General features: G+C 60.3%; 18 protein-coding genes. 4 read left to right on the top strand and 14 right to left on the bottom strand.

The genetic code is table 11. From position 1 onward, the window contains the following. Positions 1-133: 133 nt before the first annotated feature. From K7A42_RS07415 to K7A42_RS07405, 3 genes are read left to right on the top strand one after another with little or no spacing between them, the layout of a single operon-like run. A complete protein-coding gene (locus K7A42_RS07415; protein WP_003521683.1) occupies positions 134-853 on the top strand; it encodes a FadR/GntR family transcriptional regulator in 720 nt (239 codons plus the stop codon). A gap of 58 nt (positions 854-911) precedes the next feature. Then, a complete protein-coding gene (locus K7A42_RS07410; RefSeq protein WP_112552824.1) occupies positions 912-1,793 on the top strand; it encodes an SMP-30/gluconolactonase/LRE family protein in 882 nt (293 codons plus the stop codon). Between the two features lie 31 nt (positions 1,794-1,824). Further along, on the top strand, positions 1,825-2,721 hold the full coding sequence (locus tag K7A42_RS07405; RefSeq protein ID WP_022563871.1) for a dihydrodipicolinate synthase family protein: 897 nt from the start codon (positions 1,825-1,827) through the stop codon (positions 2,719-2,721). A gap of 135 nt (positions 2,722-2,856) precedes the next feature. Here the strand turns inward: K7A42_RS07405 and K7A42_RS07400 are convergent, their stop codons facing one another. The 8 genes from K7A42_RS07400 to K7A42_RS07365 form a co-directional block, all read right to left on the bottom strand. Next, on the bottom strand, positions 2,857-4,509 hold the full coding sequence (locus K7A42_RS07400; RefSeq protein WP_174150440.1) for an OFA family MFS transporter: 1,653 nt from the start codon (positions 4,507-4,509) through the stop codon (positions 2,857-2,859). A gap of 115 nt (positions 4,510-4,624) precedes the next feature. Beyond that, a complete protein-coding gene (locus K7A42_RS07395) occupies positions 4,625-4,969 on the bottom strand; it encodes a formate dehydrogenase subunit delta (protein ID WP_112552820.1) in 345 nt (114 codons plus the stop codon). A gap of 63 nt (positions 4,970-5,032) precedes the next feature. Further along, the gene (gene fdhF / locus K7A42_RS07390) at positions 5,033-7,915 is read right to left on the bottom strand and encodes a formate dehydrogenase subunit alpha (RefSeq protein ID WP_174150441.1); all 2,883 of its coding nucleotides are present in this window, start codon (positions 7,913-7,915) and stop codon (positions 5,033-5,035) included. A 4-nt stretch (positions 7,916-7,919) separates the two neighbouring features. Then, a complete protein-coding gene (locus K7A42_RS07385; RefSeq protein WP_174150442.1) occupies positions 7,920-9,476 on the bottom strand; it encodes a formate dehydrogenase beta subunit in 1,557 nt (518 codons plus the stop codon). Then, entirely contained in the window at positions 9,473-9,952 is a 480-nt protein-coding gene (locus tag K7A42_RS07380) for a formate dehydrogenase subunit gamma (protein ID WP_112552814.1), read from the bottom strand. Before K7A42_RS07380 ends, K7A42_RS07385 begins: the two co-directional genes overlap by 4 nt. A gap of 113 nt (positions 9,953-10,065) precedes the next feature. Further along, entirely contained in the window at positions 10,066-10,989 is a 924-nt protein-coding gene (locus K7A42_RS07375; protein ID WP_006700319.1) for a LysR family transcriptional regulator, read from the bottom strand. 100 nt (positions 10,990-11,089) lie between these two features. Then, positions 11,090-11,812: an aspartate/glutamate racemase family protein gene (locus tag K7A42_RS07370; RefSeq protein ID WP_112552812.1), complete on the bottom strand. Its 723-nt coding sequence runs from the start codon at positions 11,810-11,812 to the stop codon at positions 11,090-11,092. A gap of 21 nt (positions 11,813-11,833) precedes the next feature. Further along, a complete protein-coding gene (locus tag K7A42_RS07365) occupies positions 11,834-12,463 on the bottom strand; it encodes a flavin reductase family protein (protein WP_022563864.1) in 630 nt (209 codons plus the stop codon). A 129-nt stretch (positions 12,464-12,592) separates the two neighbouring features. Here K7A42_RS07365 and K7A42_RS07360 point away from each other — a divergent pair, with 129 nt between their 5' ends. After that, on the top strand, positions 12,593-13,270 hold the full coding sequence (locus K7A42_RS07360; RefSeq protein ID WP_006700316.1) for a GntR family transcriptional regulator: 678 nt from the start codon (positions 12,593-12,595) through the stop codon (positions 13,268-13,270). A 9-nt stretch (positions 13,271-13,279) separates the two neighbouring features. On the opposite strand, the gene K7A42_RS07355 is transcribed toward K7A42_RS07360, so the two are convergent. The 6 genes from K7A42_RS07355 to K7A42_RS07330 are packed head-to-tail and all read right to left on the bottom strand — an operon-like array spanning position 13,280 to position 19,901. Further along, positions 13,280-14,302, bottom strand: coding sequence for an ABC transporter ATP-binding protein (locus K7A42_RS07355; RefSeq protein ID WP_080823115.1), 1,023 nt, complete (start codon positions 14,300-14,302; stop codon positions 13,280-13,282). Beyond that, positions 14,299-15,282 carry an ABC transporter ATP-binding protein gene (locus K7A42_RS07350; RefSeq protein ID WP_112552810.1) on the bottom strand — a complete coding sequence of 328 codons (984 nt, stop codon included), beginning with the start codon at positions 15,280-15,282 and terminating at the stop codon, positions 14,299-14,301. Before K7A42_RS07350 ends, K7A42_RS07355 begins: the two co-directional genes overlap by 4 nt. Next, entirely contained in the window at positions 15,275-16,768 is a 1,494-nt protein-coding gene (locus K7A42_RS07345) for an amidohydrolase family protein (RefSeq protein WP_111813770.1), read from the bottom strand. Before K7A42_RS07345 ends, K7A42_RS07350 begins: the two co-directional genes overlap by 8 nt. Next, the gene (locus tag K7A42_RS07340) at positions 16,768-17,961 is read right to left on the bottom strand and encodes an amidohydrolase family protein (RefSeq protein WP_112552808.1); all 1,194 of its coding nucleotides are present in this window, start codon (positions 17,959-17,961) and stop codon (positions 16,768-16,770) included. Before K7A42_RS07340 ends, K7A42_RS07345 begins: the two co-directional genes overlap by 1 nt. 5 nt (positions 17,962-17,966) lie before the next feature. Then, complete coding sequence (locus K7A42_RS07335) at positions 17,967-18,914, bottom strand: ABC transporter permease (RefSeq protein WP_004444582.1); 948 nt, start codon at positions 18,912-18,914, stop codon at positions 17,967-17,969. Between the two features lie 18 nt (positions 18,915-18,932). Further along, positions 18,933-19,901, bottom strand: coding sequence for an ABC transporter permease (locus K7A42_RS07330; protein WP_004444583.1), 969 nt, complete (start codon positions 19,899-19,901; stop codon positions 18,933-18,935). Positions 19,902-20,132: the final 231 nt, after the last annotated feature.

Genomic DNA, 20,132 nt, shown 5'->3' with positions numbered 1-20,132 from the left:
CGGCTTTCAGGATCAGGCTTGAAGAAAAAATCGGCAGGACAGCCCCCTCGCGCACAAAAACTCCGGTATCTCTGTTGCGATTAAAATGCAGGAAACCCATTAACTTCAGCGATTTGCAACGAAAGGGCTGCTGATGGACAATCACACTGCATCTGCCGCCGCTCGAGGCGAAACTCGGCTGAGCGACATCATCTACGAAAAAATCGTCGGCATGATTTCGGACGGGCGGTTTCCTGTGAACGAGCGGCTGCCATCGGAACAGAATCTGGCGTCGCTGTTCGGTGCATCGCGACCGGTTGTGCGGGAAGCGCTGGAGCGGCTTCGGAACGACGAGCTTATCGTTTCGCAAAAGGGATCCGGCTCCTATGTACGTCAGCAGCCGGATTCTTCCGTGTTGCAACAGGTGCCGGTCGGCTCGCTGGCCGACGTGCAGCGTTTTTTTGAGTTCAGGGCCGGATTGGAGGCTTCCGCGGCTGAGCTTGCGGCGCGCAACTGGCAGGCCGCTGACAGGGTGCGGATCGAGCAGGCGATTGCCGCGCTGGAACAATGTCTCGAGCGCAACGATCTCGGTGCTGAGGAAGATTTCGCCCTGCACGAAGCCATCGCGAAGGCGAGCCACAACCAGTTCCACATCACGGTGCGGATCTGGTTCAAGCCGCATTTCGCAATCGGCCAGTCGGTGACACGCAGCCTCAGCCTCAAGCGGACGCCGCAGCATGTGCGCGAAGTCCAGAACGAGCACACGGCAATCGTGGAAGCGATTTTTGCGCGACGGGAGCAGGCTGCGCATGACGCGATGAAAGACCACATATTGAAGGCGCGCGCCCGCATGTTTCAGGGCGTTGGCAGTTAGGCCGCATCCTGCACTGTCGAAAATAGAATCATAAAGGGCGGATGAGGGAGAGGAACCAGTGAGCCAGCCGCATATCATAGAACCGAAGCTCCGTTCCTTGATCGATACCCCGTTGAAGGTCGGCGAATCGCCTGCCTGGGACGAGCGAACCGGCGATCTGTGGTTCGTCGATATTCTCGCGCCCGCCATTTTCCGCCTGCATCCCGGCGGAAAACTCGACAGATACGAGATGCCCGCCCAGGTCGGCTGTCTCGGCCTTTGCGACAATGGCTTGATAGTGGCGGGCCTCAGGACCGGCGTGCATCTTCTCGATCCCGCGAGCGGCAAGCTCGATCTTCTCTGCGATCCGGACGGCGGGCGGCCCGACAGCCGCCTCAACGACGGAAAAGTCGGCCCGGACGGCCATTTCTGGGTGGGGACCCGCGATGAGGCCGCGATACAGACGGGCAATGCACGCCTCTATCGCGTTGCCCCGGATGGTGGCATCGAACGCATCATCGATGGCGACATGTTCACTTCGAACGGACTTGCCTGGAGCCCGGACGGCAGACGCATGTACCATTCCGACAGCAGCGGCCTCATGCTTCAGGCGTTCGATTTCGACGCTGCGACCGGCAGGATCGGCCCGGCCGAACGTCTGCACGATTTCGCGCCGGATGAAGGCAGGCCGGACGGTGCGGCGACCGATTGCGAAGGCTGTTACTGGAGCGCCGGCGTTCAGGCGGGACGTCTCAACCGCTTTTCACCGGACGGCGAATTGTTCGAGGTCTACAGGCTGCCGTTCAAGGGACCGACCATGCCCTGTTTCGGCGGTCCCGATCTCAAGACGATCTACCTTACAAGTCTCGTCACCGAGACGGACGGAATAATCACAGCAGGTACGGTTGTTGCATTCGATGCCCCGGTAGCCGGCACGCCCGTTCACAAATTCTCCATCTGAAGATGACTTTTGATCTTAAGGAACACAGTTGATGACGACATTCGATTTTCGCCAGGCCCTGAAGGGCATCTCCGGCGTTCCGGTAACGGCTTACGATGCAAGCGGCGAAGTGGAGACCGGTGTTACCGCCGAGATTTACGCACGCGTTGCAAAGGCTGGAATCCATAATATCGTCGCGGCAGGCAATACCGGCGAATTCTACGCCTTGACGCCTGCAGAAATTCTGAAGGTCTATGAGGCCGCGATAGAAGGTGTCGGCGGGAAAGCCCCGGTCACGGCGGCTATTGGACGCTCTCAGCGCGAAGCGCTCTCCTTGGCGCGTCAGGCAAAAGAAATGGGCGCATCCGCCGTCATGTCGCATCAGCCAGTCGATCCTTTCGCGGCCCCGCAATCGCAAATCGACTACTTTACCGGCCTCGCTGAAGGCAGCGAACTGCCGCTGGTCGCTTATGTCCGGGCGGACGGCTTTTCGGTCGATGACATGGTACGGCTTGCGAGCCACCCGAATGTCGCCGGCATCAAGTTCGCGACGACCGACATCATGCTTCTGTCGCGCGCGATTGCCGCTTCCGATCCGGACGGCGCTCTATATGTCTGCGGACTGGCTGAAAGCTGGGCGGCTGCCTTCGCGGCGGTTGGTGCGCGCGGCTTCACCTCCGGCCTCGTTAACGTGGCGCCGCAATTTTCGCTGCAGGTTCATGAGGCACTGACCTCAGGCGATTTTACGGCTGCACGGAAGATTGTTCAAAAGATCGAATTGTTCGAGCGGCTGCGCACACGATATCGCAACGGCGCCAATGTGACCGTTGTGAAGGAAGCCATGGACATACTCGGGTTCAAAGTTGGCCCGGTGCGCGCACCGGGACTGGCGCGTCTGGATAAAGAGGACCGTGCGACCCTTGAGGGACTGCTTGCCAGCTGGTCTTGATGGCGCCGAACCGTCCAGCTGCAAATTACGCAAATGACGGGGCGCGGTTCATCTGACGTGATCCGAACCGCGCCGCCTCGCCTTGATCGATCATGTGCCGGCCAAGAGCCGGCACATGAGTTTTTGGCGGAACGCCTAGCCGAATAGCGCCAGACTGCTTTTTACCGTGACCCACACGCCCCAGAGAAGCGGAATACCAACCGCAGCCCAGGCAAGAGCGGCCTTGGCGTCCAGTCCACCGCGACCGATCCCGAAGGAGCCTGTCGGCCCGGCATTCGCGGCCGCGGTCTTCGCCTGAAGCGCCGCCACCTCCGAATCCGACATGAACCACTTGTCCGAGAGCGGCCGCACGAAGGCGTTGGCCACGAGGCCGATCGCCAGCATGCCTGCCAGAATATACATGGTGCTTGTGTAGAGTGCGGGTCCGGGTGCCACGCCCGCCGCGATCTGCGCCTCGCGGATGTAATTGACGACCACGGGACCGGCGATGCCGGCAGTCGCCCATGCCGTCAGGAGACGGCCGTGGATTGCGCCGACGAACTGCGTGCCGAAGATGTCCGCAAGATAGGCCGGGATGGTGGCGAAACCGCCGCCATACATGGACAGGATGATACCGAAGGCGAGAACGAAAAGCGCCTTGTTGCCCATCGTCGCGAGCGTCGGCGCCAGCGCGTAAAGAATGATGCCGAGAATGAAGAAGCAGAAATAAGTGTTCTTGCGGCCGATCTTGTCTGACATGGAGGCCCAGAAAAAGCGGCCGCCAATGTTAAAGAGCGAAAGAAGGCCGGTGAAGCCGGCAGCAATCGCCGCAATCTGCGCCTTCTGGCCGGCATCGAGATCAGCAAAACCGACACCCGGAAGGCCGATCAGAGAACCCGCAAAAATTTCCTGCAGCATTGGAGAGGCCATGCCGATGACACCGATGCCGGCCGAAACATTCAGGCAGAGCACCGCCCAGATCAGCCAGAACTGTTTCGTCTTATGCGCGTCGCGCAGATGGACGTGTCGCGTGGTGATCATCGCGCTTTTGGCCGCCGGTGCCGTCCATCCTTCCGGGCGCCAGCCCGCAGGCGGAATGCGATAACCGAAGGCGCCCGCCATCATGAAGACGAAGTATATCAACGCCATGACGACGAAGGTCTGCCAGACGCCGACAGACGTCTCGGTCTTGAAGCTGTTCATCAGCAGGTTGGCAAGTGGCGCGCCAATCATGGCACCGCCGCCAAACCCCATGATGGCCATGCCCGTGGCCATGCCGCGACGATCGGGGAACCATTTGATCAGGGTGGACACCGGCGAGATGTAGCCGAGGCCAAGCCCGACGCCACCGATGACGCCGGCACCCAGCCACATCAGCCAGAGTTGATGGGTGACGACGCCGGCGGCTGCCACCAGAATGCCGCCGCACCAGCAGCAGGCGGAAACGAAGCCCGCCTTGCGGGGTCCCACCCGTTCCAGCCAGCCGCCCCAGATAGCCGCCGAGCAGCCGAGAAGCACGAAGAAAAGCGTATAGATCCATCCAAGATCAGCCACACGCCAATTGCATTCGGTGGTAAACAGTGCGCCGACCAGCGTGAGCCTGGAGCAGCTCGGATCCGTCGCTGGCAACGCTTTCGACAGCGGCAGCCAAAATACGCTAAAGCCATAGGCCATGCCTATGCACAAATGAATGGCAAGCGCTGCCGGCGGCACCAGCCAGCGATTGAAACCCGGTCTTGCGATTATTCGTTCGCGGTCCAAAAACCCGGCTTGCGCCGCCTCTCCCGCCGTTGCGCCTGCTACTGCCATTGACACTACCTCCCTCGTGAATGTCTGGACATTTTTCATTCGCCCCGCCAGGCGAATAGCGATGCCGCCGAACGTCCTCCCATGCGGCGGCAAGCTTCATTCATCTCCGCACGCGTCAGACGCGCCTTGTTTCGGGCACGCTCGGCTCCGAAAGGGATTCTCCCGCAATCGGTCCCTTGCCGCCCGGTGCGCCCTTCGCGTCTTCGCCGAGCCCGACGGCATCGGCCGCTGGCGCGTCTGGCCTTCTGATCTCTCTGGATGCGGCAATCACGAGTGGCCGAAAATCACCGAGACCGGCGTCCACCATCTCAAAGAAGCGCCGCCGCATGCGCGGTTCCCAGAACTTGTTGATATGGGTGGCAACACCATCGATACGGATATCTTCCGGCTGTGACAGAAAAAACGTCGCAATCTGGTTCGCCATCCTCACCAGCTTTTCGTCCGTGTGATTGAGTAACATGATCTACTCCCCGCGCCAGTTCACGTCCCATGATAAAAAGGCCGGGACAAGCCCGGCCCCCGATTATTCCGCAGCTTCCAGCTTGCCGGCGATGCGGCGGGACTGACGCGAAAGCGCATCATATTCTTCCTGCCATTCCGTCGGCCCGTTGGAGGGAGAGACCTGAACCGCCGTCACCTTGTATTCCGGGCAGTTGGTCGCCCAGTCGGAAAAGTCTGTCGTGATGACGTTCGCCTGCGTGCCGGGATGGTGGAAGGTCGTATAGACCACGCCCGGCGCCACACGATCCGTAATCAGCGCTCGCAGCGTCGTATCGCCGGAGCGGCTCGCAAGCTTGATCCAGTCGCCATCCTTGACGCCGCGCTGTTCGGCGTCATGCGGATGGATTTCCAGACGATCCTCCTCGTGCCAGACGACGTTTTCGGTGCGCCGTGTCTGCGCCCCGACATTGTATTGCGACAGGATGCGGCCGGTGGTGAGCAGCAGCGGGAAACGCGGACCGGTGCGTTCGTCCGTCGCCACGTATTCGGTGCGGATGAACTTGCCCTTGCCGCGCACGAAGCCGTCCACATGCATGATCGGCGAACCCTCTGGGAATTTTTCGTTGCAGGGCCACTGCACCGAGCCCTTCTCTTCGAGGTAAGCATAGGAAACGCTGGCAAAGCTCGGCGTCGTTGCCGCGATTTCGTCCATGATCTCGGAGGGATGGGTGTAGTTCCACGTAAGGCCCATGGCCTGCGCCAGCTTCTGGGTTACTTCCCAGTCGGCATAACCGTTTTTCGGCGACATAACCTTGCGCACGCGGTTGATGCGGCGCTCGGCATTGGTAAAGGTGCCGTCTTTTTCGAGGAAAGTGGAACCCGGCAGGAACACATGCGCATAATTCGCCGTCTCGTTCAGGAAGAGATCGTGCACCACGACACATTCCATGGCGGCAAGGCCGGCGGAAACGTGCTTGGTATCGGGGTCCGACTGGAGAATGTCCTCGCCCTGAATATAGATGCCCTTGAAACTGCCATCGACAGCGGCATCCAGCATGTTGGGGATACGCAGCCCCGGTTCGTTGTTGAGCTTCACGCCCCAGAGTTTCTCGAACACATCGCGTGTCGCATCATCGGAGATATGGCGATAGCCCGGCAGTTCGTGCGGGAAAGACCCCATATCGCAGGAGCCCTGCACATTGTTCTGACCGCGCAGCGGATTGACGCCCACCCCGGGACGGCCGATGTTGCCGGTCGCCATGGCAAGATTGGCAATCGCCATGACGGTCGTTGAACCCTGGCTGTGTTCTGTGACACCCAGACCATAATAGATCGCGCCATTGCCGCCCTTGGCATAAAGCCGGGCCGCGCCGCGCAGATCTTCAGCCGGTACGCCCGTGAAACGTTCCGTCTCTTCCGGACTATGCTGCGGCTCGGCAACGAAGGCAGCCCAATCCTCGAACTCCGACCAGTCGCAGCGCTCGCGAATGAATGCCTCATTGAACAAACCTTCCGTGACGATCACATGGGCAAGCGCCGTCAGCACCGCAACGTTGGTTCCCGGCAGCAGCGGCAGGTGGAAAGCCGCCTCCACATGTGGCGTGCGGACAAGATCGATACGGCGGGGATCGATGACGATCAGCTTTGCGCCCTGACGTAGCCGTTTCTTCAGCCGTGAACCGAAAACAGGATGGCCGTCGGTCGGATTGGCGCCGATGACAAGCACGACATCGGAATGCTCCACGCTGTCGAAATTCTGCGTGCCGGCAGATGTGCCGAAGGCCTGGCCAAGACCATAACCCGTGGGCGAATGGCAGACGCGGGCGCAGGTATCAACGTTATTGTTGCCGAAACCGGCGCGAATGAGTTTCTGGACGAGGAATGTTTCCTCATTCGTACAGCGGGACGAGGTGATGCCGCCAATGGACTCTTTCCCATAGGTGCCCTGGATGCGCCGGAACTCGGACGCAACGTGGGAGAAGGCTTCCTCCCAGGTGACTTCCCGCCACGGATCGCTGATCTTTTCGCGAATCATCGGGTTGAGGATACGATCTCTGTGGGTCGCATATCCGTAAGCGAAGCGGCCCTTGACGCAGGAATGGCCACGGTTTGCCTGTCCATCCTTCCACGGCACCATGCGCACCAGCTCTTCACCACGCATTTCCGCCTTGAAGGAGCAACCGACGCCGCAATAGGCGCAGGTGGTGACCATCGAATGTTCCGGCTGGCCAATCTCGATCACCGATTTTTCGGTGAGCGTCGCGGTCGGACAGGCCTGCACGCAGGCACCGCAGGACACGCAGTCGGAATCGAGGAATGCCTCGTGCGCGCCGGGCGATACCCTGCTTTCAAAACCGCGGCCTTCGATCGTGAGCGCGAAGGTGCCCTGCACTTCCTCGCAGGCGCGCACGCAACGGGAACAGACGATGCATTTGGAAGGATCATAGGTGAAATAGGGATTGCTTTCGTCCTTCGGCATAAAGCGGGCATTAAGATCGCCCTCCCCGGTGCGGGCCTTGACGTGATTGTCGCCGTCGTAACCATAACGCACATCGCGAAGGCCCACCGCGCCCGCCATATCCTGCAACTCGCAATCGCCATTGGCGGCGCAGGTCAGGCAGTCGAGCGGGTGATCGGAGATGTAAAGCTCCATCACGCCCTTGCGGATCTGCTTCAGCCGCTCCGTCTGCGTATGCACGACGAGACCGGCGGCAACAGGCGTGGTGCAGGAGGCAGGAGTGCCATTGCGGCCCTCCACCTCAATCAGACAGAGCCGACAGGAGCCAAAGGCATCCACCATGTCGGTGGCACAGAGTTTCGGCACATCGATGCCCGCTTCACGCGAGGCGCGCATGATCGAGGTTCCAGCGGGAACAGTCACCTGGCGACCGTCGATTGTGAGCGTTACCATGTCCGTAGCGTTGGACTTGGGGGTGCCGTAGTCGAATTCAGTTACAAGGGCCATGGTCTTACTCCGCCGCTTCAACACGTGGGATGGGGGCAAAATCAGCAGGGAAATGCCGGAGCGCGCTCATGACGGGATAGGGCGTGAAACCGCCGAGCGCACAGAGCGAACCGAATTTCATGGTTTCGCAGAGGTCTTCCAGCAACGCCGTGTTTTTCTCCCGCTCGATTCCGAGCGCGATCTTGTCAACCGTCTCGACACCACGCGTGGAGCCGATGCGACAGGGTGTGCACTTGCCGCAACTTTCGACGGCGCAGAACTCCAGCGCAAACCGGGCCTGATGCAGCATGTCTGCCGTATCATCGAACACCACGATGCCCGCATGGCCTATCAGGCCACCAGCCGCCGTAAACGCTTCGTAGTCAAAGACCGTGTCGAACAGCGACACCGGGAAATAAGCGCCGAGCGGACCTCCCACCTGCACCGCCTTGACAGGCCGGCCGCTGATCGTGCCGCCGCCGATATCGTTCACAAGCTGCCCGAGCGTCAGACCGAAGGCGGTTTCGTAAAGCCCACCATGCTTGAGGTTGCCAGCAAGCTGGATCGGGATGGTGCCGTGCGAGCGGCCGACGCCGAAATCGCGATAAAAAGCTGCGCCACGATCCATGATGACCGGAATGGAAGCGAGCGAAATCACGTTGTTCACGACGGTCGGCTTGCCGAACAGGCCCTGCAGGGCTGGTAACGGCGGCTTGGCGCGCACCGTTCCGCGTTTGCCTTCGAGGCTATTGAGAAGCGAGGTCTCCTCGCCACAGACATAGGCGCCGGCGCCCATGCGCACTTCCATGTCGAAAGCGCGGCCTGACCCGAGGACGGAGGACCCAAGAATACCCGCACGCCTTGCGATTTCGATCGCCTTTTCCATGACCCTGATGGCGTAGGGATATTCCGAGCGGGTATAGATGAAGCCCTTGGTCGCGCCGACGGCGAGGCCGGCAATCGCCATGCCTTCGATCAGCACGAAGGGGTCGCCTTCCATGATCATCCGGTCGGCGAAAGTGCCGCTGTCGCCCTCATCCGCATTGCAGACAATGTATTTCTGGTCCGCCACCGCATCGGCAACGGTCTTCCATTTGATGCCGGTGGGGAAACCAGCGCCGCCGCGTCCGCGCAGGCCGCTCTGGGTCACCTCCGCGACGATATCCAACGGGGTCATCGCAACAGCTTTTTCAAGACCCTTCATTCCCTGATAGGTGCGGTAATCCTCTAGCGACAATGGATCGGTGACGCCACATCGGGCAAATGTCAGACGCGTCTGGCTCTTCAGGAACGGAATGTCCTTTGTCAGCCCGAGACAGAGGCGATGGGTCCTACCTTTCAGAAAATCTGCGTCAAAAAGCGAGGCGACGTCGCTTGCCTTAACGGGGCCGTAGGCGATACGGCCATGCTCGGTGCGCACTTCGACCAGCACTTCCAGCCAGAGCATGCCACGCGAGCCGTTGCGGACAATCTCGACCTCAAGGTTACGGCCAGCGGCCTCGCGGGCGATGGCATCGGCAACACGGTTTGCGCCAACGGCAAGAGCGGCGGAATCGGCGGGAACAAAAACGGTGACACTCATCGGCGTGCCTCCGCCAGAATCTCGACAAGACAGTCCTCATCAAGACGGGCATGGACTTCGCCATCCAGCATCAGGGCCGGTGCCTGAGCGCAGAGCCCGAGACAGAAGACCGGCTCAAGCGTGACGGAACCGTCAGGCGCGGTTTCGTGCCAGTCGAGGCCGAGGCGGGACTTGATGGTTTCCGCAAGAGACTCGCCACCCATCGACTGGCAAGCCTCGGCGCGACAGAGCTTTAAGACATGGCGACCATGCGGATGATCACGGAAATCGGGGTAGAAGGTGACGACGCCATGAACCTCGGCGCGCGATATGTTCAGCGCGGATGCGATGATCTGCTTGGCGCTTTCCGGGATATAGCCGAATTCTTCCTGCATTGCGTGCAGGATGGGTAGCAAAGGCCCCTCCAGATGGAGAAATTCATCAATGATGGCGGAAACACGCGCCGCCTCATCTACGGCAACCGCTCGAATATTCATAAGCCAGTCCTCCCAAACCGACAGGGGCAGGGATGACGAGCGGGATATAGTCAATCCTTTCGCAGCCCTGCGGTGCTTGCAAGATGTCGAGATCGGCGGGATCAGGTCAATAATCAGTTTCCGTCATTTGATAGGAAATTCCTATCAAATGCCTTCTCGGCGGCCCTTTGGCGAGCCTCGTGAAGCAGCGCGGAGACAAGCGGAGTGTGTGGTTCCCGGTGCGTGGCAATCAGGCCCACGAGGTGTTCGGGGTCCGGATCAGTAATCGGGATTATCCTGATCTGCTTAGGAAAACCAAACGATTCCGCGAGGTTACGCGGCATTATTGAAGCCCATTGTCCGGTGCGGATATGAGAAAAAAGCACAATCATCGAGTTGGATTCGAGAGTCGGCTTGGCTTCCACGCCAGCCTCGGCCATGTGCCGGTTGATGATGCGCCTGTTCTGCATGTCCGGAGTTAATAGACAAAGCCTAAGACTGGAAACCTGTTGCCAGGTAACGCTTTCCTGATCAGCAAGTGGCGTTCCGGCAGCCGCGATGAGGTGATAACGCTCGGAATAGAGCGGCACGGTGGTCACGCGTCCGAGCGGCTCATTGTCGAGGTAACTGATTCCCGCGTCGATCTCGAGGTTTTCAATCTGGCTCAAAACCTGCAGCGAGGTGCGGGACGTGACGGAAAAAGTCACATCGGGATGGCGCGCCTGGAAGGATTCGGTCAATCGCGGCACCATTGCAAGCGCGGTCGGAATGACGGCCAGACGTATATGTCCGGCCAGGCCCCTACGGGCGGCGCGCATTTCCTCACGCATGGTGCGTGTATCGCCAACGATACGACGCGCCCATTCCAGCACACGCTGGCCTTCCGGCGTCAGCCCCTGATACCGCGCTGAACGCACCACGAGAACGACGCCCAACTGATCCTCCAACTGCCGGATTGCCGCCGACAGGCTGGGCTGGGAGACACCACATTCCTCCGCCGCCCGGCCGAAATGTTCAGCCCGCGCCAATGCAATGAAAAATTCCAGCTTGTCGATCATACGCTCTCCCCCGCGGCGCGCCCGGTTGACCGGTGTGCGCGGGAGAACACTAGAACGTGGCGCGAGCGCCCGCAAATGGCCGCGGGCATTTTCCTGCAAGCTAGGCGCAGGCGACGAGGGCCGGCCCCTTCACCCGCGGATAGTCGTAAGCATTGACCTTCGAGGTATTGTAACCGGCGCCAACAAGAGCTTCGGCAAGCTTGATCGCTGCCGTCACACCATCGATGACCGGAACACCTGTGGCGTCGCGCAGCCGGTCGCAGAGCGAGGACATGCCCGCGCAGCCGAGAATGATCGCTTCTGCCGCATCCTCCCGCTTGGCGACCTCGATTTCGCGCCGAAGCAGCGCTTCCGCAACCTCTGGATCCTCCTCAAGACCAAGAACCGGCAGGTTGATTGCCCGGACCTTCCGGCAATGCCGTTGCGCGCCGTAATCCTCCACCAGATCTTCGATGATCGCGATGGAACGCGGCAGCGTCGTGATGATCGAGAAGCGGCGGCTGATCGTCATCGCCACCTGCACGGCGGCCTGGCAGATGCCGATGACGGGTCCTCGCGCCACTTCGCGTGCGGCGTGAAGGCCCGGATCGTCGAAACAGGCGATCACATAGGCATCCACGCCCTGCGCCTCACCCTTGCGGATTTCCGCGAGCAGCCCGGGAAGGGCCATGGCCTCATCCGCCTGCCCTTCGATGCTGACGGGGGTATCGTCAGGATTTGCCGCGGAGACGTGGGTCTCCTTCTGCTTGACCCTTAGCGCGCTATCGAGAGCCTGCGCGGTCATGGAGGCGGTGGAATTGGGGTTTATCAAACGAATATGCATCGCACGCATCCTGATGAGCTGTCACTTGCCGTCAGGCGCGGTGAAATCGGTGATTGGTGGCGCCTTCAAAACAAACTGGCGGTCCGAGGTAATGTAGTTGTCGGCGTGAAGCCGGGCGATCGGCTGGTAGCGATCGGCATCGACATAACGTCCCTCCTCATCGAGGCATTCGTTATGGACATGCATATGAACCACTTCGCCCAGCACCAGCGTGCGGCGGGGGTAATCGATCAGTCGCTCCACCCGGCACTCGAAGGCGCAGGGCGATTGCGCGGCATAACTCGCATCGATCTTGCTGCAGGGCATGGCCGTAAGCTTGGCCATCGACATCTCGTCAACTTCATTGTCGAAGCCGAGACCGCAGATCAGCATCTGCTCCGAAAGCGACATATCGACCATATTGACGACGAACTCGCCAGTGCGGCGGATATTCACCATCGTATCCTTTTCCTCGCCGCTCACCTTCGGCTGAATGCCGAGGACCACGATGGGCGGATCATGCGAAAAGACGTTGAAGAAGCTCATCGGCGCTGCATTGTTATGGCCCGCTTCCGAGCGGGTCGTCACGAGTGCGATCGGCCGCGGACCGATAAAATTCGTCAGAAGGCGGTAGCGGCTCTGGGGCTCAAGCGCGCTGAAATCGAATTCCATGATCGGCATCCTAATTTAGTCTACAATTATCTCTCATATTGTTGACAATGTTGCAACCAAAATCCCGTTGATACGGTTGACTTTTTCATTCACATCACGCTTCTCTAGGGCGATTGGGGAGTATGTCGAATGAGCGAGCAGGCCGGCCCGTCCACGCAGCAGATTGTCGAGAAAGTATGGCTTTCGATCGCCGAACGCCGGCTGCGTCCGGGTGTGCAGCTGAAAGAAGAGCAACTGGCGACAATCTTTGGCGTCAGCCGTGCCAGAATCCGCCAGGCCTTGTCCGTTCTCGAACGTGACGGACTGGTGACCATCGTTCCCAATCGCGGTGCTTTCGTCTCCAAACCGTCGGTCGAGGAAGCCCGCGACGTCTTCTTCGTGCGCCGTACCGTCGAGCAATGCGTTGTCGAAAGACTTTGCAAATCCGCCACCAAGACCGATCTCAAAAAGCTACGCGACCACGTGGCCAAAGAGCGCGTGGCCAATGCCAAAAACGTCACGACCGACATCATCAAGCTTTCCGGCGGGTTCCACCTTCTGCTTGCGGAAACGCTCGGTTCCGACTTTCTCTTTACCACCATGCGCGACCTCATTTCCCGCTCGTCGCTGATAACAGCCGTTTACCGTAACACGGATCGCTTCAACTGCGGCCCGGACGAACATGCGGAAATCGTCGATGCGATCGCCAACAATGATCCGTCGCGGGCCATCCACCTGATGACCCACCACCTCGAGCATGTGGAAGCGGAGCTCGATCTCAGCGAAATCCGCGACCTTTCCCACGACCTGCGCGCCGCGCTCGGCTGATTTTTCCGCTCAGGCGCGATGTCGCTCGCCCGCCCATTGCCTGTCATCTTCGACCAGATGACAGGCGACCCGCGTGCCGTTGGCAAGGCTCTTCACCTTAGGCACTTCTGCCGAACATTGCGCCGTTGCGAGCGGACAACGCGGGTGAAACGCGCAACCCGAAGGCGGCTTCAGAGGGCTTGGCACTTCACCGGCAACAATCTCCCGGTCCCGCTGCGGCGCCTTGATATTAGGGATCGTCTGGAGAAGCAGCCGGGTATAGGGATGGCGCGGATTGGCGAAAAGCTCTTCCGTATCCCCCTCCTCCACAATCCGCCCGAGATACATCACCGCAATGCGGTCCGACATGTGACGAACAACGCTCATGTCGTGGCTGATGAAGAGATAGGTGAGGCCGAGTTCATCCTGCAGGCGGCGCATGAGGTTCAGCACCTGCGCCTGCACCGAAACGTCGAGCGCCGATGTCGGCTCATCGCAGACGAGGAATTCCGGTTCGCTTGCCAATGCACGGGCAATGGAGATGCGCTGGCGTTGGCCGCCGGAAAATTCATGCGGAAACTTTTCGCCGTCAGAGGCTGAAAGGCCCACGGTTTTGAGAAGCTCCTCCACCCTATCCATCGTCTCAGCCTTGGTCGCGCGCAGCTTCAATTCGCGGATCGGTTCGGCGATGATGTTCTTCACCCGCCAGCGCGGATTGAGCGAGGCATAGGGATCCTGAAAGATCATCTGTGCCGACAGCGGTTTACCCTTGCCGCCTGCCGCGAAACGAAACTCGCCGGCACTTGGCCGAAAAAGTCCCGTTACCAGGCGGGCGACAGTCGATTTGCCACAACCGCTTTCACCGACGATACTGAGACAGCCGCCGGCCGGAACGGAAAAATCGATATCGTTGACGGCCTGCACGAACTGCCGTGGTTTGCGCTCGATGATGCGATTGAGCAGCGGGGCCGAAACGTCGAAGGTTTTCGTCAGGCCCTTCACCGTCAAGGCCGGCTTGCTCAATGCTGCCTTTTGAGATGCGGATTGTGTCATGCTGTGCCTCCTGCATTCAGCCAGCACGCACTGGCGCCGTTGCCGACGGTTTCGAGTTCAGGCCTTTCCCGCCGACAGCGTGGCCCGGCGAGTCCACAGCGTGGATTAAACGCGCATCCGGGCGGGATCGCGTCGAGACGCGGCATTGCGCCGTCGATCTGGTTCAGCCGCTCCACCCGTGCGCCAAGTGACGGGATGGAGGCCATCAAGCCCTGCGTATAGGGGTGGCGCGGTTCGTGCAGCACCTGCTCGACCGGGCCCACCTCGATCAGCCGGCCGGCATAAAGCACCGCCACACGGTCGGCAGCCTCGGCAATGACGCCCATGTCGTGGGTGACGAGCATGACCGCCGTCTGCTTTTCCTTGCACAGCCGCCGCAGCAGGGAAATGATCTGCGCCTGGATCGAGACATCGAGCGCCGTCGTCGGCTCATCGGCAATGATGAGTTTCGGAGAGGCGGCGAGCGCCAGCGCAATGACGACACGCTGGCGCATGCCGCCAGAAAACTGGTGCGGATAATGATCGACACGATCCGCAGGTGATGGAATGCCGACATCCTTCAACAGTTGAACGGCCCGTGCGCGTGCATCCGCTTTCGACAGCGGCAGGTGCTGGCGGATCGTCTCGACAAGCTGCGCACCGACCGTAAAGAGTGGATTGAGCGAGGTGAGCGGGTCCTGAAAGATCGCACCGATCTCACGACCGCGAATGCTTTCCATCGCCCGGTCATCCAGTTGATCGATACGGCGCGACCCGAGCCATATTTCGCCATCGGCAATGTGGCCGGGCTTCTCGAGCAGGCCCTGTATGGCAAGGCCCGTCATGGATTTTCCAGCACCGGATTCACCGACAACACCCAGAATTTCACCGGGCCGGATCGAAAGGCTGATATCGGAAAGCGCAGTAACGGTGCCTCGACGGCCGGGAAACTCGACCTTGAGATTGCGGACATCGATAACCGATTGGTTCATGTCAACCATGCTGGGCGACCTCCACCGGATAGCTCGGAGGGAAGATTTCGGAGACGGGCGGATTTGCCCAGCTCCGTTCGGGATATTTTGCAATCAGGCGATCGAACTGCGCCTGCGCCTGTTCACGGGCACGCCGCATGTCGATACGGGCGACCTGCCTTTCACGCATGGAAAGACGGCCGTCGACAAAAACGGCCCGCGTGACCTTGCCCGAACCACCGGTCACCAGCGTGGTGATCGGATCGATGCTCGGCGCCATGACGGTATCGTCGAGGTCAAAGACAGCAATGTCTGCCCTTGCGCCCGGGGAAAGATGGCCAAGGTCAGACCGGCCAAGCGCGCGCGCGCCGCCAAGTGTGGCCGCATCGAAGAGATCGGCACAGCGGATCTGGTCCGGAGCACCGTCATTGATGCGGCAGGTGATCAGCCCTACGAGCAAATTCATCAGCATGTCCGCCGGGGCCGTATCCGTTCCCATCGCGATATTGATGCCGCGTTTGCGGCAGGAGGAGAAGGATGAGAGCGTGCTGCCACCACGGCTCGAAACCAGCGGACAGTGGACGATGGAGACGCCGTTTTCCGCATAGAGCGCCAGATCTTCTTCCGTCGCATTGGTGGCGTGCGGCGCAATTAGCCTTTCGCTGAGCAGCCCGGCCTTGGCGAGCCAGACTGGCGCGGTCGAACCGTGGAGCTTGCGAACCGTATCGACCTCCATGACGCCCTGCGCCATATGGAGACGGAACTTGCAGCCGAGTTCGCGGGCCGCTGCGTCGGTGCGCTCTATGAGCGCCAGGGTGGAGGTTTCCACGCGGTCCGGCGCGAGCATGCCGCGCACCAGATCGCCGTGCCTTCCACTCTGCTTTTCGATGAAGGCGATTGCGTCGGCGAGGCCCTGAAAACCGCGCTCCTCATCAAAAACAGGCACCATGCGGCCCGGTTCTTCCAGCACCATGCCGCCTGAACGGAAGGCGGGGCTGAGATAAACGCGCAAACCAAGTTCCCCGGCGGCATCGGCGGCCGCCTCGAATTCCGCCACGGTCTCCCCCCATTCGCGATAAAACAGCGATGCGATGGGGGCTGCCGTGGTGATGCCATTGAGGAGCAACTGCCCGAAGGCGAAACGCTTCTGGAAGGCAAGCTCTTCCGGGGAATACATTTCGTAGGGACCAGCCTCGACATAGGAGCGCGGCCAGACACGACCCTTCGCCCAGCCCGGATGATGATCAATGCCGAGGATCGTCGTATCGAGATCGGAAAGCGCATCGAGATCGATCAGGCCGGGGCTGACGAGCGCATTGCCAAAATCGATACGCCGGGCGATCTCGCCGGGAAATTCATGCCCGACAAAGATGATTTCGCCGTTTTCAAAGACAACGTCACCGTTTTTGAGGAGCCGGTGCGATCCGTCTCTGTGCCCGACAACCCAGCTGGCTGTGAGCAACGTCCGCCCTTGCGGCCTTTCGCCAAGTTGCAACGTATTGAGAACGTCGCTCATCACGGCGCCTCCACGATGGCTTTGCCATCTCTCGCGGTAACCCGGCCGCCTTTGACGACTAGCGGCCGCGGCGCGATATCGACAACAGCATGCGCCAGCGTTTCACCGGTCAGCAGCGTGAAGTCGGCAGCACAGCCGATCTCCACGCCGTAATCCTCAAGACCCATGACATCGGCGCCACCCTTGGAAACGACATGCAGCACATGCGCAAGTTCGATATCCGAACGCAGACCGTTTTTCATGCCGATGATCTTGGCGCGATCCAGCATGTCCGGCTGTCCCCACGGACCCCATGTGTCGCGGATGCCATCACAGCCGCCGCCAACGCGCACACCCGCCTCCTTGAGGCGCATGATCGACGGCACGCTTGCCGATGGCGCACCCGTGGTCAAGATGGCGACATCAAGCCGCGCAATCTCGTCGATCAGCCTACCGACACGCAGATAGTCGTTCATGCCAAGGGCAAAGGCGTGGCTGATGGCAACGTTGCCCTGCATGCCGTTCGCCCGGATGCGCTCGAAGATGAGCTCCATCGTGAAGGCGCCGAGGTCGGCGGCTTCGTGCAGATGGATATCGATCGGCACGCCGTGTTTCGTCGCCAGTTGAAAAAGAATGTCCAGCTGGCCCTTTGGATCGCGGTCAATTCCGCATGGATCGATGCCGCCAAGCACCTCGCAGCCTTGCTTCAACGCCTCATCGAGAAGCTCCACCGTGCCGGGCATGACCATGACGCCGGATTGCGGGAAGGCGACGACCTCGATGTCGATGATGCCAGCAAGCTTTTCCCGTGTTTCCCAGATGCCCTCGACCAGCGTCAGCCCGTGGGTCGGGTCGATATCGACATGGCTGCGAATATGGGTGCCGCCATTGGCCACAAGCCCGATGGCATGGCGCATGGACTGGCGATGCGGATCGATGCCGATCTGAACGCGGTTTTCCCGCTCGAAATCGATCCGTTCGCGCAGGATGGCAGCACGATTGTTGACATGCCAGGGCATGCCCCACGTCGTCTTGTCCAGATGCGTATGGGCATCGATAAGACCGGGAACGGCAATTGCTCCCTTGCCATCCTCAACCGGCATGCCGGGTTCGACGTCAAATGTTCCGAAACCTGAAATCTTGCCGTTCCTGATCAAAATATCGCAGGCCTCGCCCGCCATGGGCCGTACGTTGCGCAGAAGAAGATCGTGCATGGAGTTCACCTCAGTTTCGGGTTGAGCGCATCGCGCAGCCAGTCACCCAGAAGGTTGACGGTGACGACGAGCAGGCAGAGTTGGAAGACAGGGAACAGCACGATCCACCAGGAGCCGGAAAACAGGAACTGGTTGCCGATACGGATCAGCGTGCCGAGCGACGGCTGGCTAGGCGGCATGCCAATGCCAAGGAAGGACAGCGTCGCTTCCGTCAGGATCGCCATGCCGAAATTCAGCGTCGCGGCAACCATGATCGGCGTTAACGTATTGGGCAGGATATGCGCCGCCATGATGCGGCGGGCGGGCACGCCGATCAGCTTTGCGGCCTGAACATAGTCCTTGCCGGTTTCAACGATGGCCTGGGCGCGCACCGTGCGGGCATATTGCACCCAGGCGGAAAGGGCGATGGCGAGAATAAGCACGGCGGAAGCACCGACCTCACGCAGATTGTCAGGTAGCATCTGGCGGACGACCGTCGATACGAGGATGGCAACCAGAATGGTCGGGATCGAGAGCGTGATGTCACCGATGCGCATCAGGAGGCCATCGGCAAAACCGCCGAAGTACCCCGCCACCAGACCTGCCGTCATACCGATGACGAGCGAAAGCAGCACGGAGGCAACACCGATGACGATGGAGATGCGTGTGCCGTAGAGAATGGCCGAGAGCATGTCGCGTCCCTGCGTATCTGTTCCAAGCAGAAACGGCCATTCGCCGCCCTCCTGCCAGATCGGCGGAAGCTCGGCCTTCCACATGTCCAGCGATGCACCGTCATAGGGATTCTGGGGCGCAATCCACGGCGCGAAGACAGCTGCGAGGATCAGGATTGCGAGAATGAGCGCGCTGATCTTGGCCGATTTACTGCGGCTGAACGACCAGTAGAGGTCGCTATCGCGCATGCGGCTGAAAAGTGACCGACGGGCGGTTTTTTCCGTTTGCGAAAGGTCTGTCATGAAACTGGCTCCCTTCGGTCAGCGCGCGGTGCGCAGACGCGGATCGATGACGGCATAGGCGATATCGACGAACGTGTTGAGGACAACGAAGATGAAGGAGATGATGCAGAGATAGGCCGCCATGACGGGGATATCGAGGAAGGTAACCGCCTGAATGAACAGCATGCCCATGCCCGGCCACTGAAACACCGTTTCCGTGATGAGCGCGAAGGCGATGAGCGAACCCACATTCATCGTCGTCAGTGTCACCACCGGCATCAGACAGTTGCGCAGCGCATGACGGAAGTAGATCCGCCAGCGCGGAATGCCGCGGGCCCGTGCGAACTTCACGAAATCGGACCGCAGAACTTCAAGCATTTCAGCCCGCACCAGACGCATGACGAGGGTGATCTGATAAAGCGAAAGCGCGATAGCCGGGAGAATGAGCGCAGCACGCCCGGACGAGGTCAAAAGCCCGGTTGACCACCAGCCGAGCTGAACGACATCGCCACGGCCAAATGCCGGTGCCCAGCCGAGGGAAACGGAAAAGACAAGAATGAGAAGAATGCCGACAACGAAGCTTGGCAGGGACACCCCGACGATCGACAGGAACTGCAGACCTTCCGTGTACCACTTCCCGCGCCGGATCGCCGTCAGAACACCCAGAGGCAGGCCGACGACCAGAGAGATCACGGTGGCAACCAGCACCAGCTCAAGGGTCGCGGGGAACCTTTCCGCGATCAGCGGCAGCACCTGCTGGCCGTTGCGGTAGGAAACGCCGAAATTGCCCTCCGCCGCGTCTTTGACGAACCGCAGATATTGGGTCGGCAGGCTGTCATTGAGGCCGAGCCTCTCACGCAGGGCTGCACGATCCTCCTGCGAGGTCTGTTCGCCGACCATCAGCTCGACGGGATCACCCGCCAGCCGAAAGATGAGAAAGGCGATAAGCGCAACGGAAAGCATGACCAGCACGGCATTTCCCAAACGCTTGATGATGAATACCAGCATTGTTACCTCTCGGACGCGAGCCTGAGCCGCGCAGGCTTTCAGGTTCGATCATTCTCTTCCAGAGATGGGCAAAGGTTACGCGGCGTGTAGGAACCACGAACACAGTGCAACTTTGTCGACAATTTTTGACACGGTTTCGTCGGCTTCACATCCAGTCAAATGAACTGGTGCGTGCTCGAATGTCCGCTGAAACAGGTGAGGCGCTCGGTCCAGTGACCGGCGCCTCGCTTG

The organism is Agrobacterium sp. InxBP2, from assembly GCF_026191755.1.
GTDB classification, from domain to species: Bacteria; Pseudomonadota; Alphaproteobacteria; order Rhizobiales; family Rhizobiaceae; genus Agrobacterium; species Agrobacterium pusense.
This window is presented reverse-complemented; position numbering and strand designations above follow the sequence as displayed.

Bases quoted from the DNA above. Each gene is read 5' to 3' on its own strand.
- K7A42_RS07415 (WP_003521683.1), top strand. From the start codon at position 134: ATGGACAATCACACTGCATCTGCCGCCGCTCGAGGCGAAACTCGGCTG.
- K7A42_RS07405 (WP_022563871.1), top strand. From the start codon at position 1,825: ATGACGACATTCGATTTTCGCCAGGCCCTGAAGGGCATCTCCGGCGTT.
- K7A42_RS07400 (WP_174150440.1), bottom strand. From the start codon at position 4,509: ATGGCAGTAGCAGGCGCAACGGCGGGAGAGGCGGCGCAAGCCGGGTTT.
- K7A42_RS07395 (WP_112552820.1), bottom strand. From the start codon at position 4,969: ATGTTACTCAATCACACGGACGAAAAGCTGGTGAGGATGGCGAACCAG.
- fdhF (WP_174150441.1), bottom strand. From the start codon at position 7,915: ATGGCCCTTGTAACTGAATTCGACTACGGCACCCCCAAGTCCAACGCT.
- K7A42_RS07385 (WP_174150442.1), bottom strand. From the start codon at position 9,476: ATGAGTGTCACCGTTTTTGTTCCCGCCGATTCCGCCGCTCTTGCCGTT.
- K7A42_RS07380 (WP_112552814.1), bottom strand. From the start codon at position 9,952: ATGAATATTCGAGCGGTTGCCGTAGATGAGGCGGCGCGTGTTTCCGCC.
- K7A42_RS07375 (WP_006700319.1), bottom strand. From the start codon at position 10,989: ATGATCGACAAGCTGGAATTTTTCATTGCATTGGCGCGGGCTGAACAT.
- K7A42_RS07370 (WP_112552812.1), bottom strand. From the start codon at position 11,812: ATGCATATTCGTTTGATAAACCCCAATTCCACCGCCTCCATGACCGCG.
- K7A42_RS07365 (WP_022563864.1), bottom strand. From the start codon at position 12,463: ATGGAATTCGATTTCAGCGCGCTTGAGCCCCAGAGCCGCTACCGCCTT.
- K7A42_RS07360 (WP_006700316.1), top strand. From the start codon at position 12,593: ATGAGCGAGCAGGCCGGCCCGTCCACGCAGCAGATTGTCGAGAAAGTA.
- K7A42_RS07355 (WP_080823115.1), bottom strand. From the start codon at position 14,302: ATGACACAATCCGCATCTCAAAAGGCAGCATTGAGCAAGCCGGCCTTG.
- K7A42_RS07350 (WP_112552810.1), bottom strand. From the start codon at position 15,282: ATGGTTGACATGAACCAATCGGTTATCGATGTCCGCAATCTCAAGGTC.
- K7A42_RS07345 (WP_111813770.1), bottom strand. From the start codon at position 16,768: ATGAGCGACGTTCTCAATACGTTGCAACTTGGCGAAAGGCCGCAAGGG.
- K7A42_RS07340 (WP_112552808.1), bottom strand. From the start codon at position 17,961: ATGCACGATCTTCTTCTGCGCAACGTACGGCCCATGGCGGGCGAGGCC.
- K7A42_RS07335 (WP_004444582.1), bottom strand. From the start codon at position 18,914: ATGACAGACCTTTCGCAAACGGAAAAAACCGCCCGTCGGTCACTTTTC.
- K7A42_RS07330 (WP_004444583.1), bottom strand. From the start codon at position 19,901: ATGCTGGTATTCATCATCAAGCGTTTGGGAAATGCCGTGCTGGTCATG.